The 387-nt window shown below is 49.4% G+C and carries 1 rRNA gene; it reads right to left on the bottom strand.

Annotation, left to right across the window (positions count from 1 at the left end):
* Positions 1-126: ribosomal RNA gene (locus EDM21_RS24480) — 23S ribosomal RNA — on the bottom strand; the annotation flags it as partial.
* Positions 127-387 lie beyond the last annotated feature (261 nt).

The raw sequence follows: 387 nt of genomic DNA, 5'->3' as shown, positions 1-387 counted from the left end.
TTCCCCCATTCGGACATCCCCGGATCAAAGCCTGCTTACGGCTCCCCGAGGCATTTCGTCGTTCGCCACGTCCTTCTTCGGCTCCTAGCGCCTAGGCATCCTCCGTGTGCCCTTATTAGCTTGACCTCGCATTCGCACAAGTGCGGATACCTGATCATCTATAACAAGGTTTTTGGATGATTCTAGTTACATAATTCGCTATCTAGTTTTCAAGGAACAACGGATTCGCGCCACTGAACATCCGAAGAAGATCAGGGCAGCAAAAAGTTTGAAAAGAGAAGGAAATTCTCCTTTCAAAACTGACAACGAGTGATTGAAGTTGTGAAGGCCGAAGCCTTCTTGACTGGGTGCGCTTCGGCACCCGAGTCTCCATAGAAAGGAGGTGAT

It is taken from the genome of Paenibacillus lutrae (genome assembly GCF_009757775.1).
GTDB classification, from domain to species: Bacteria; Bacillota; Bacilli; order Paenibacillales; family NBRC-103111; genus Paenibacillus_F; species Paenibacillus_F lutrae.
The sequence above is the reverse complement of the archived record's forward strand: the minus strand, read 5'-3'. Positions and strand labels throughout refer to the sequence as shown.